At 71.8% G+C, this 11,339-nt stretch carries 12 protein-coding genes and 2 riboswitches; of the genes, 8 read left to right on the top strand and 4 right to left on the bottom strand.

Annotation, left to right across the window (positions count from 1 at the left end):
• Positions 1–302: 302 nt before the first annotated feature.
• The 3 genes from ACQEVM_RS07710 to ACQEVM_RS07700 form a co-directional block, all read right to left on the bottom strand.
• Entirely contained in the window at positions 303–1,043 is a 741-nt protein-coding gene (locus tag ACQEVM_RS07710) for an enhanced serine sensitivity protein SseB C-terminal domain-containing protein (RefSeq protein ID WP_433076328.1), read from the bottom strand.
• Positions 1,044–1,127: 84 nt separating this feature from the next.
• Positions 1,128–1,880, bottom strand: coding sequence for an enhanced serine sensitivity protein SseB (locus ACQEVM_RS07705; protein ID WP_433079866.1), 753 nt, complete (start codon positions 1,878–1,880; stop codon positions 1,128–1,130).
• Between the two features lie 63 nt (positions 1,881–1,943).
• Positions 1,944–2,609: an AAA family ATPase gene (locus ACQEVM_RS07700; protein ID WP_433076326.1), complete on the bottom strand. Its 666-nt coding sequence runs from the start codon at positions 2,607–2,609 to the stop codon at positions 1,944–1,946.
• 220 nt (positions 2,610–2,829) lie between these two features.
• Positions 2,830–2,933: riboswitch (glycine riboswitch) on the top strand.
• A 182-nt stretch (positions 2,934–3,115) separates the two neighbouring features.
• Here ACQEVM_RS07700 and gcvT point away from each other — a divergent pair.
• From gcvT to ACQEVM_RS07670, 6 genes are all read left to right on the top strand, one after another.
• On the top strand, positions 3,116–4,231 hold the full coding sequence (gcvT, locus tag ACQEVM_RS07695) for a glycine cleavage system aminomethyltransferase GcvT (protein WP_433076324.1): 1,116 nt from the start codon (positions 3,116–3,118) through the stop codon (positions 4,229–4,231).
• Between the two features lie 111 nt (positions 4,232–4,342).
• Complete coding sequence (gene gcvH, locus ACQEVM_RS07690) at positions 4,343–4,726, top strand: glycine cleavage system protein GcvH (protein ID WP_351384807.1); 384 nt, start codon at positions 4,343–4,345, stop codon at positions 4,724–4,726.
• A 17-nt stretch (positions 4,727–4,743) separates the two neighbouring features.
• Positions 4,744–6,015: a serine hydroxymethyltransferase gene (gene glyA, locus ACQEVM_RS07685; protein WP_433076321.1), complete on the top strand. Its 1,272-nt coding sequence runs from the start codon at positions 4,744–4,746 to the stop codon at positions 6,013–6,015.
• 468 nt (positions 6,016–6,483) lie between these two features.
• Positions 6,484–7,866, top strand: coding sequence for an L-serine ammonia-lyase (locus tag ACQEVM_RS07680; protein WP_267800482.1), 1,383 nt, complete (start codon positions 6,484–6,486; stop codon positions 7,864–7,866).
• A gap of 229 nt (positions 7,867–8,095) precedes the next feature.
• Entirely contained in the window at positions 8,096–8,503 is a 408-nt protein-coding gene (locus tag ACQEVM_RS07675; protein ID WP_433076319.1) for an SsgA family sporulation/cell division regulator, read from the top strand.
• Positions 8,504–8,633: 130 nt separating this feature from the next.
• Complete coding sequence (locus ACQEVM_RS07670) at positions 8,634–9,137, top strand: AMIN-like domain-containing (lipo)protein (protein ID WP_433076317.1); 504 nt, start codon at positions 8,634–8,636, stop codon at positions 9,135–9,137.
• 77 nt (positions 9,138–9,214) lie between these two features.
• Here the strand turns inward: ACQEVM_RS07670 and ACQEVM_RS07665 are convergent, their stop codons facing one another.
• On the bottom strand, positions 9,215–9,928 hold the full coding sequence (locus tag ACQEVM_RS07665; RefSeq protein WP_329442273.1) for a flavodoxin family protein: 714 nt from the start codon (positions 9,926–9,928) through the stop codon (positions 9,215–9,217).
• 139 nt (positions 9,929–10,067) lie between these two features.
• Positions 10,068–10,264, top strand: a riboswitch (cobalamin riboswitch).
• Between the two features lie 29 nt (positions 10,265–10,293).
• On the opposite strand from ACQEVM_RS07665, the gene ACQEVM_RS07660 reads away from it, so the two are divergent.
• Entirely contained in the window at positions 10,294–10,998 is a 705-nt protein-coding gene (locus tag ACQEVM_RS07660) for an energy-coupling factor ABC transporter permease (RefSeq protein ID WP_351750581.1), read from the top strand.
• Positions 10,995–11,336, top strand: a complete 342-nt coding sequence (locus tag ACQEVM_RS07655; RefSeq protein ID WP_433076314.1) for an energy-coupling factor ABC transporter substrate-binding protein — start codon at positions 10,995–10,997, stop codon at positions 11,334–11,336. Before ACQEVM_RS07660 ends, ACQEVM_RS07655 begins: the two co-directional genes overlap by 4 nt.
• The last annotated feature ends 3 nt before the right edge of the window (positions 11,337–11,339 follow it).

Here is an 11,339-nt window from a genome sequence, read left to right as displayed (position 1 = left end):
GAACCGGACATGGCGCCCAACTCGCCAGACTCGCATGCCTTTTGGCCCCACAAGACCCATGAAATCAGGACAAGGCGGAGGGCGTGGAGGGGCGGCGGTCGCCGGCGGCCCGGGGTGGCCCGCAGGCTCCGTCCCGGCGTTCGGACACCGGCGGCGTGCGGGCCCCCGGAACACCCCGCGGGGGCGCGGAGGGCCTGACGGGAGGCCTGGGAGGCGCCCGGTGGGGCGCTTTCGCGGGGCGTCCGGGAGGGGGTACGCGGAAGGCCTCCGTCGGCGGTCCGACGGAGGCCCGGGGGGACGCTCTAGTACGAGGCCGCCTGGCCCTCGCGGTCATAGAAGGGGCGGGTCTGCGAACGCAGCCACATCGCGACCGGGTCGTGCTCGTCGGCCAGCGCGACGGTGCACACCGGAACGCCCTCGGGGACCGCCCCCACCGACTGCCGCATCATCTCCCGGACGGACTCCAGCGCGGGCGCGGAGGCGTCGTACAGGTCGAGCCCGACGGCGAGGTACGCCGATCCGAGCGACGGCTGCACCCAGGCCCTGCGGAGCGAGCGGACGGCCGGCGTGCGGTGCGCGTGCTGGGTCAGCAGACCGTAGAACTGCGGGAGCTCCAGGGCGGGCTCCGACAGGCGCAACGGTCCGGCGGGCATCCGGTCGAGGCCCGTCGCGATCCGGCGGAGGTCGGCCCAGGGAAGCCCGAGGCCGCCGCCCTGGGCGTGGGGGTTGAGCCACAGCCCCCAGCGGTCCGGGTAGAGGGCGCGGGCGATGTCCCGGCCGGTGACCACCTCGTAGCCGCGGTTCCAACCGCTGGCGGCCAGTTCCTGCGGGGAGGTCACGCAGGGCGCGTATCCGAGCCCGTCGACCTCCATCCCCCCGTACTGGGCGTCCGGGGAACCCGGCTGCCCCTGCCACAACAACATCCACAGCCGGCCCTCGGCCAGGGCATGCAGAAGCGACTCGTAGCTCTCGTAGCGCCCGGGAGTCACCTGGCGCAGCATGTGCTCGACCTGCCCGGCCGCGGCCGTGCCTGACGCACTCACCCGGTACCCCTCTTCGTCCGCCCGTCGTCCACCCGTTACCCAGGCCACGCGAGCGGCCAGGAGATGTCATCAGCTTAAGCGGCCCTACGGGAGGTGGAAGGGGCGCACACGCTCACGAATCCACTCCGTGACCGGGTCCTCGGCGGCGTCCAGGAGGATCAACTGCACCGGCCAGGGCGACGGCACCCGGGCCAGCGCCCGCCCGAGCGCCTCCATCGGCGCGTTCCGCGACCCGGGATCCCATCCCACCAGTCGGACACCGATGTACAACTCGGGCGCTCCGCCCTCCACGCTGGCCAGGCAGCGGTGCGCCGCGGCCACCACGCCGGTGGCCCGGAACTCCTCGCCGGCCGCGGCGAGGAAGTCCACCGGGTCGTCCTGCCAGTCGGGCTCGTAGAGGCGGACGCGGCCACCGGTGGCCGGGCCGTCGAGCGCGGTCCGCCCCGTGCGGCACAGCTCCGCGACGGCGGCCGGGGGCAGCGGGACGCCGACGGCTCCCTCGGGGTTCACGGCGAGGCCGATCTGCGGCGGCAGGCCGCGGGCGAACTCCACGGCGGGGGCCACGGCGAAGTCCATGCCGGGGCCGACGCAGAAACGGAACTGGGCCTCGGAGCTGTAGACGGGGACGTACGCCTGCCCGCCGATCTGCATCGTCGGGAGGGTCAGGTCGGCGGCGTCGGGCGCGCCACCGGCCGGCAGCGGCACCCAGAGCCGGCTGCGGCCGAGGACTTCCAGGATCCGCGCTCCCGCGTCCGCCGCTCCCAGCGCCGCCCCGAGCACCTGCTCCAGCTCGTTGTCGGGCCACCCGCCGCCGTGCATCCACGCCTCCGCTGCCATCGCCACCGTTGCCGTGCCGAGGTTAGTGGGTCCGCGGGGACCCCCCTCGCCCGGGCCCGCGCGTCAGGCGCCGGGGGCGGGCGCGGGGGCGAAGGTGATGCGGGCGATGCCCGAGGCGGCGGCGCGGTCCAGGAGGACCACCGACGCGCAGCCGTGCGGGAGGCTGCCCGACTCGGCGTCGCGCAGGAGCCGGTCCGCCGCGCCGCGGTGACGGGAGAAGGCGTACGCCGACACCCGCCGGCCCCGCGCCTCCTGCCCGGCCAGGGCCTCCTGCGGGGTGGTGTCGAGGAGCAGCAGGTGCAGGGACCGGTTCCGGCGTCGGGCGAAGCGGGCGAGCAGCCCCCGCACCCAGGTCTGGGTGCCGCAGTCGTGGACCACGACCGATCCCCCGGAGCGCAGGGCCCGCCACAGGCCCCGGTAGTGCGCGACGCGGACCAACGGTCGGTAGGTCGCGTAGGGCAGCGCTTGCGGCATGCGCCGCTCCCAGCGTTCGCGGGTGTCCTGGGAGTCGATGCCGCCGGTCGCGGCCCGCTTGATCAGGGTGCTCTTGCCGCCGCCCGGCAGTCCGGACACCACGACGATGTCCCCGTCGGCGAAGTCGAGCGCGCGCGGTCCGTGTGCGCCCCGGCCGCGCAGGTCGCGCACGGCGGTGCCGCCGGCCCGGGCCGGCCGCTCTCGGGCGGCCCGCTGCGCGGGCACTCCCGCCACGGTCCCCGTCGTCGTCAGCACTCCGAATCTCCGCACCGCCACAGTGATCGCCTCCCCGATTCGGGTCGCGAGGACCCTTGCCCACTGAGTGTAAAGAGACGGTAATCCGGCATGCCCGGTTCCGGTGGGCCCGGCCGGGCCCGGTCACGGTCACGCACGGTCTTTCGGGCCCGCACACCCGCCGCGGGCCGTCGCGTGCAATGATGTGCGCCATCTGGACACCAACTGCATACCGGCCGCTTGAATCCGCGCGGGAGAGTCCCGGCAGGCCGTGAGGTCGTGCCCGGGCGCCGAAGGAGCAAGTACCTCCCTTGAATCTCTCAGGCCCCGTACCGCGTGGATGAGGCAGATCTGAAAAGCGAGCCGCGCCGCCGTCCCCGACGGCATCGGCGTGTGCTCCACCCAAGGTGCAAGTCGACGACGCGCCCCGTTTGCGCGGGAACTCTCGGCGAACCTCTCAGGTTCCGATGACAGATGGGGAGGATCGTCCTCGTCATGTCATGCCCTGGGACCCGGGAGCCACACCCATGAGCACTGCCCCCCGTCTGACCGCCCTCGACGCGCTGCACCGCTCGCTCGGTGCGACCATGACCGACTTCGCGGGCTGGGACATGCCGCTGCGCTACGCCAGTGAGCGCGACGAGCACAACGCCGTGCGCACCAAGGCCGGTCTCTTCGATCTCTCCCACATGGGCGAGATCACCCTGACCGGCCCCGAGGCCGTGAAGGTGCTCGACTACGCGCTGGTCGGCAACATCTCGACCGTCGGCGTGGGCCGGGCCCGCTACACGCACATCTGTCAGGAGGACGGCGGGATCCTGGACGACCTGATCGTCTACCGCCTGGGCGAGACCGAGTACATGGTCGTCGCCAACGCCTCCAACGCCCAGGTCGTCCTGGACGCGATCACCGGGCGGGCCGCCGGCTTCGACGCCGAGGTCCGTGACGACCGCGACGCGTACGCGCTGATCGCCGTGCAGGGCCCGGAGTCCCCCGGCATCCTGAAGTCGCTGACCGACGCCGACCTGGACGGCCTGAAGTACTACGCCGGTCTGCCGGGCACGGTGGCCGGGGTGCCCGCGCTGATCGCGCGGACGGGTTACACCGGCGAGGACGGCTTCGAGCTGTTCGTCTCCCCGGAGCACGCGGTGCAGTTGTGGCAGGCGCTGACCGAGGCGGGCGCGGGCGTCGGCCTGGTCCCGGCCGGTCTGTCCTGCCGCGACACCCTGCGCCTGGAGGCGGGCATGCCGCTGTACGGGCACGAGCTGACCACCTCCCTCACCCCGTTCGACGCGGGTCTGGGTCGGGTCGTGAAGTTCGAGAAGGAGGTGGACTTCGTCGGCCGCAAGGCGCTGGAGGCCGCCGCCGAGCGCGCCGCCGACAACCCGCCGCGCAAGCTGGTCGGCCTGATCGCCGAGGGCCGCCGCGTCCCGCGCGCCGGGTTCCCGGTCGTCGTGGACGGGCAGGTCGTCGGAGAGGTCACCTCGGGCGCCCCGTCGCCGACGCTGGGCAAGCCGATCGCGATGGCGTACGTGGACGCGGCGCACGCCGCGCCCGGCACCTCCGGTGTCGGCGTGGACATTCGCGGTACGCATGAGCCGTACGAGGTCGTGGCGCTGCCGTTCTACAAGCGGCAGAAGTAGTTCCGCCCCTTCCCACGCACGTCGTCGCCGTCCGGAGGTCCGTGCGGCGCCGTCTCGGCATTCAAGACCACCGGTTCACATCCACTCCCCCGCATCCAGGAGAATCAGGCCATGAGCAACCCCCAGCAGCTGCGTTTCAGCAAGGAGCACGAGTGGCTGACGGCCGCCGTGGACGGCGTCTCGACGGTCGGCATCACGGAGTTCGCGGCCAACGCGCTCGGTGACGTCGTCTACGCCCAGCTCCCCGAGGTCGGCGACACGGTGACCGCGGGCGAGACCTGTGGCGAGCTGGAGTCGACCAAGTCGGTCAGCGATCTGTACTCCCCCGTCACCGGTGAGGTCGTCGAGGCCAACCAGGACGTCGTGGACGACCCGTCGCTGGTGAACTCGGCTCCGTTCGAGGGTGGCTGGCTGTTCAAGGTGCGCGTCGCGGAGGAGCCGGGCGACCTGCTCAGCGCCGACGAGTACGCCGCGCTCACCCACTCCGACAACTGACACCCCAGGGGATCTTGATGTCCGCACTGAACACCCCGCTCCACGAGCTCGACCCGGACGTCGCCGCCGCCGTCGACGCCGAGCTCGTACGCCAGCAGTCGACCCTGGAAATGATCGCGTCGGAGAACTTCGCTCCGGTCGCCGTCATGGAGGCCCAGGGCTCGGTCCTGACCAACAAGTACGCCGAGGGCTACCCCGGCCGCCGCTACTACGGCGGCTGTGAGCACGTCGACGTGATCGAGCAGATCGCGATCGACCGCATCAAGGCACTGTTCGGCGCCGAGGCCGCGAACGTCCAGCCGCACTCCGGTGCGCAGGCGAACGCCGCCGCCATGTTCGCGCTGCTCAAGCCGGGCGACACGATCATGGGCCTGAACCTCGCCCACGGTGGTCACCTGACCCACGGCATGAAGATCAACTTCTCCGGCAAGCTCTACAACGTGGTCCCGTACCACGTGGATGCGTCGGGCGAGGTCGACATGGCCGAGGTCGAGCGCCTCGCCAAGGAGTCCAAGCCGCAGCTGATCGTCGCGGGCTGGTCCGCCTACCCGCGTCAGCTGGACTTCGCCGCCTTCCGCCGCATCGCGGACGAGGTCGGCGCGTACCTGATGGTCGACATGGCGCACTTCGCCGGTCTGGTCGCCGCGGGTCTGCACCCGAACCCGGTGCCCCACGCCCACGTCGTGACCACCACCACGCACAAGACCCTCGGCGGTCCGCGCGGCGGTGTCATCCTGTCGACGCAGGAACTGGCGAAGAAGATCAACTCCGCGGTCTTCCCCGGCCAGCAGGGTGGTCCGCTGGAGCACGTGATCGCGGCGAAGGCGGTCTCGTTCAAGGTCGCCGCCTCGCCCGAGTTCAAGGAGCGCCAGGAGCGCACCCTGGAGGGTGCGAAGATCCTCGCCGCCCGTCTGGTCCGGGACGACGTCAAGGCCGTGGGCGTGGACGTCCTCACCGGCGGCACCGACGTGCACCTGGTCCTGGTGGACCTGCGCGACTCGGAGCTGGACGGTCAGCAGGCCGAGGACCGCCTCCACGAGGTCGGCATCACGGTCAACCGCAACGCCATCCCGAACGACCCGCGGCCCCCGATGGTCACCTCGGGTCTGCGGATCGGCACGCCGGCCCTCGCCACCCGCGGTTTCGACGCCGAGGCCTTCACCGAGGTCGCCGAGATCATCGCGGAGGCACTGAAGGCGCCCTCTCCCTTCGCGGAGGCCGACGCCGAGGCCCTCAAGGCGCGCGTCTCGGCGCTCGCCGCGAAGTTCCCGCTGTACCCCACGCTCTGACGTGGTGCGCTAGAACCCCACGGGTCGGGCCCGGTGGCTGTCTTCCGCAGGCACCGGGCCCTTCTCATGACCGCGGACCCGGCCGACCGCGACCGGTGTCCGGCCCGGCCGACCCGTCCGTCCGTCCGTCCGTCCGTCGAGAAGAGGACCGGTGGACCGGGGAAGGTCCGCAGCGGTGCCGCCCCCGGGGCGGACACATGGCCTTGCTCACGTCCGTCCGGCCCGTCGCCCGGCCACCGGGCTCCACCGCGCACGTCCGCACGGCCGGAACCCGGCCCCTGACCGGCCCGAGGGCGGGAACGTCGTACCGGAGCGCGAACCGAGCCGCGCCTGACCGTCACCCGCGCGCCCCGTCCGCCCGCCGGCTTGTTCACGTCCTCGCGTTAAGCTCGGCTGCCGGACAAAATCCGACCAATCCGCCTCTCCTGCCCCCTCCCACCCCACGAGCAGACAAGGGAGTCCGTCACCGTGGCCATCTCCGTCTTCGATCTCTTCTCCATCGGCATCGGCCCGTCCTCCTCCCACACGGTCGGCCCGATGCGGGCGGCGCGCATGTTCGTGACCCGCCTGAAGAAGGACGGTGTCCTCGCCCAGACCGCGTCCGTCCGCGCGGAACTCTTCGGCTCCCTCGGCGCGACCGGCCACGGCCACGGCACGCCCAAGGCCGTCCTGCTGGGACTGGAGGGGCACTCCCCCCGCACGGTGAACGTCGAGACGGCGGACGCCGAGGTGGAGCGCATCCGCCAGAGCGGCCGGCTGCGGCTGCTCGGCGCCGAGATAGGCGAGGCCCACGAGATCGCCTTCGACGAGCCGAACCAGCTGATCCTGCACCGCCGGCGCTCGCTGCCGTACCACGCGAACGGCATGACGCTCTTCGCGTACGACGCCTCCGGCACCCCGCTGCTGGAGAAGACGTACTACTCGGTGGGCGGCGGCTTCGTGGTGGACGAGGACGCGGTCGGCGAGGACCGGATCAAGCTCGACGACACGGTGCTGAAGTACTCCTTCCGCTCCGGTGACGAGATGCTGCGGCTGGCGAACGAGAACGGCCTGTCGATCTCCTCGCTGATGCTGGAGAACGAGAAGGCCTGGCGCACCGAGGAGGAGATCCGCGCGGGCCTCCTGGAGATCTGGCGGGTCATGCAGGCCTGCGTATCGCGCGGCATGTCCCGCGAGGGCATCCTGCCGGGCGGTCTGCGCGTCAAGCGCCGCGCCGCCGGCACCGCCCGTCAGCTGCGCGCCGAGGGCGACCCGCAGGCGCACGCCATGGAGTGGGCGACGTTGTACGCGATGGCCGTCAACGAGGAGAACGCGGCGGGCGGCCGTGTCGTCACCGCCCCCACCAACGGCGCCGCGGGCATCATCCCGGCCGTCCTGCACTACTACATGAACTTCGTGCCGGGGGCCGACGAGGACGGCGTGGTCCGCTTCCTCCTCGCGGCGGGCGCGATCGGCATGCTCTTCAAGGAGAACGCCTCGATCTCCGGCGCCGAGGTCGGCTGCCAGGGCGAGGTCGGCTCGGCCTGCTCCATGGCGGCCGGTGCCCTCGCCGAGGTCCTGGGCGGCACTCCCGAGCAGGTGGAGAACGCCGCCGAGATCGGCATGGAGCACAACCTCGGCCTCACCTGTGACCCGGTCGGCGGGCTGGTGCAGATCCCGTGCATCGAGCGGAACGGCATGGCGGCCGTCAAGGCGGTCACCGCCGCCAAGATGGCGATGCGCGGCGACGGCACCCACAAGGTTTCCCTCGACAAGGTCATCAAGACCATGAAGGAGACCGGCGCCGACATGAAGGTGAAGTACAAGGAGACCGCTCGCGGCGGTCTCGCGGTCAACGTCATCGAGTGCTGACCCGAGTCTCCGCCCGGCGCCGCGCGCGCCGGCCCGTCGAGCCCGCCCTCCGGCCGGAGGGCGGGCTCCCGCGCGTCCGGGGGCCGGCGTCCGCCCCGCGCCGGCGCAAGACGGGCCGAGCGGCCCGTCCGGGTCGGGACCTTGGACCCCCGGATGCGGGGAAGGCGTGGGGTTAGCTTGCCGGAGGGGCAGGAAACACCCCCGCCGACAGAGAGGCGCACCCCCCACCATGACGATCACGGAGCACCGCGTCCTCCCCCTCCGCCTGGAGGCCGCGACCACCCCCATCCCGGTACGGGGGACGTTCGTGTACCGCACCGACCGGCCTTACGAGATCGCCCTCGACTTCGAGGGGGCCGGGGTGCACATCGCGCGCTGGGTGTTCTCCCGGGATCTGTTGCTCGACGGGCAGACCCGCGCCACGGGCGAGGGCGACATACAGGTCTGGCCGCGCTGGAAGGCCACCGAGCCGCGGATCTTCCTGGCGTTCAGCAACGGCGAGCAGGGGTGTGTGATGTCCGCCCGGGCGAAGGACGTCCGGGCCCTGTGCCGCCGGCTCGTGGAGCTGGTGCCGCGCGGGCAGGAACGGCGGCACTACGACCTGGACGCGGAACTGAGCGCGCTGCTGCCCGGCTGACGGCGCGGCTCGCGCCCCCGTGCCGAGCCCCCGCGCGGCTCGTGCCCGATCCGGTGCAACCACGGGCGCCCGGGAAGTGTCTTCTGTTGTGACACCGCTGTCCCCGTCTCTGAAGAATCGGGGGGACGTCATGCGTCCGCCACGTCGCCGTCAGGTCACCGCACTCGTCACGGGCACGCTGCTCGCCGCCGGAATCGGCCTCGCCGCACCGGCCTCGGCCGCCACCCGCACCCTGTCCACCACGCTGGTCACCAATGCCCGCTTCGGCGGTCACTGCACCTTCGACCGGCTCGTCGTCGACCTCCAGGGGTCCGCTCCCCCGGTCACCGTCACACCCGTTTCCCAACTGGTCTACGACGGGTCCGGCAAGCCCGTGCCGCTGGCCGGGAAGTTCTTCCTGGAGATCCGGCTGCACCCGGCGGCCGGGCACACCGACGCCGGCCAGAACGTCTACCAGGGGCCCCGCCTACAGAAGATCAACCTGTCCAAGCTCAAGGGCGTGGCCTACACCGGCGACTACGAGGGGTACGTGACCTTCGGCGCCGCCTTCGACACCAAGCCCACCTTCAAGACCGGCGTGCTGCACGCGCCGGAGCGGCTCGTCGTCGACTTCCCGCACCCGGCGACCTGCTGAACCGTCGCCCGGCACACGGGTCGAACGGTCGAGGGGCCCGGGGCGTGCGTCGCCCCGGGCCCCTCGTGTCCTCCTGCCTAGCGGTGCTCCGGATTGGGGAAGTCGAAGCGGCAGCCGGCGTCCCATTCCGAGCGTTGGTTCCCATGGGCGGGCATGCCGCCGGCCCGCTTGAGCAGGGCGGCCAGGTGCATCAGGTTCCAGGTCATGAACGTGGTGTTCCGGTTGGTGAAGTCGTTCTCCGGGCCGCCCGAACCCGGATCGAGGTACGAGGGTCCGGGCCCGGCCTCGCCGATCCAGCCCGCGTCGGCCTGCGGCGGGATCGCGTAGCCGAGGTGCTGGAGGCTGTAGAGGACGTTCATGGCGCAGTGTTTGACGCCGTCCTCGTTGCCGGTGATCAGCGCACCGCCGACCCTGCCGTAGTAGGCGTACTGGCCCCGGTCGTTCAGGATCGAGGAGCAGGCGTAGAGCCGCTCGATGACCTGCTTCATCACGGAGCTGTTGTCGCCGAGCCAGATCGGCCCGCACAGCACGAGGATGTCGGCGTCCATGATCTGGCTGTAGAGGACCGGCCACTGGTCGCTCTCCCAGCCGTGCTCGGTCATGTCGGGCCAGACACCGGTGGCGATGTCGTGGTCCACGGCGCGGATCAGTGAGGTTCGGGCACCGGCCGCCTCCATCACCGCACGGCTCCTGGAGATCAGCCCCTCGGTGTTGCTGGTCTCGGGCGAGCGCTTGAGCGTGCAGTTCACGTAGACGGCGCTGAGGTCTGAGTAGTCGTGTTCGTCGGCCACTCCCCCACCCTGCGCGGGCCGCCGCGCGTGCGCCAGCGGGCCGCGCCCGTCCGGGGGTCACCCGGATCGGCCCTGGTCGGAACGGGTGGGCGGGGGGGTGCGGGAACGGGGTCGGGTTGTTACGGGTCCGCGCGGCCGACTAGGGTCAGCGGGCCTTGGTGTTCGGGAAACCGGTGGAAAACCGGTGCGGCCCTCGCCACTGTGATCGGGAAGTCCGGCTCCACTCCCTTGCGGGAAGCCACTGGGCCCGCGCGGGAGACCGCACGGCCCCGGGAAGGCGGAGTCAGGGCATCAGTACCCGTGAGCCAGGAGACCGGCCAGGGCACGTCGTCCATCCACGAGGTGCTGGAGAGGTCTCCTTACTCATGCATATAGCCGAGGGGTTTCTGCCCCCCTTGCACGCGGTCGCCTGGGGCGCCGCGTCCGCTCCCTTTGTCGTACACGGTGTGCGCGCCCTCACCCGCGAGGTGAAGGCCAACCCCGAGAGCACGCTGCTGCTCGGCGCGTCCGGTGCGTTCACTTTCGTGTTGTCCGCCCTGAAGATCCCTTCGGTGACGGGCAGTTGTTCCCACCCCACCGGCACCGGGCTCGGGGCGATCCTGTTCCGCCCGCCGATCATGGCGGTGCTCGGCACGATCACCCTGCTCTTCCAGGCGCTGCTGCTGGCGCACGGCGGCCTGACCACGCTCGGCGCGAACGTCTTCTCCATGGCCATCGCCGGGCCCTGGGCGGGTTACGGGGTCTACCGGCTGCTCAAGAGGTTCGATCTGCCGCTGATGGTGACCGTCTTCTTCGGCGCGTTCTTCGCGGACCTCGTCACCTACTGCGTGACCAGTGTCCAGCTGGCGCTGGCCTTCCCCGACCCGGGCACCGGTTTCCTCGGGGCGCTCGCCAAGTTCGGCGGCATCTTCGCCGTCACCCAGATCCCGCTGGCCGTCAGCGAGGGCCTGCTGACCGTCCTCGTCATGCGGCTGCTGATGCAGTCGAGCAAGTCGGACCTGGTCCGGCTGGGCGTCGCGAGGCTGACGGCCCGTACCGGGACCAAGCAGGAGGAGGCGGCGGTCCGATGACCAGGAACGCGAAGATCAACACGGTGCTGCTGCTCCTGGTGGCGGCGCTGGCCGTGCTCCCGCTCGCGCTGGGTCTGGGCGAGGGCAAGGAGGAGCCGTTCGCGGGCGCCGACGCGCAGGCGGAGGCGGCCATCACCGAGCTGAAGCCGGACTACGAACCGTGGTTCTCGCCGCTGTACGAACCCCCGTCCGGGGAGATCGAGTCGGCCCTGTTCGCCCTTCAGGCGGCGCTGGGCGCGGGCGTGCTCGCGTACTACTTCGGCGTTCGCAAGGGCCGACGTCAGGGCCTCGCCCAAGCGGGCGCGACCGGTGGCCCGGCCGGCCACGCGGAGTCGTAGGCG

The organism is Streptomyces sp. CA-243310, assembly GCF_050936775.1.
In the GTDB taxonomy this organism is placed as follows: Bacteria; Actinomycetota; Actinomycetes; order Streptomycetales; family Streptomycetaceae; genus Streptomyces.
Note: the sequence above shows the minus strand (reverse complement) of the source record. Positions and strands in the feature narration are given on the sequence as shown.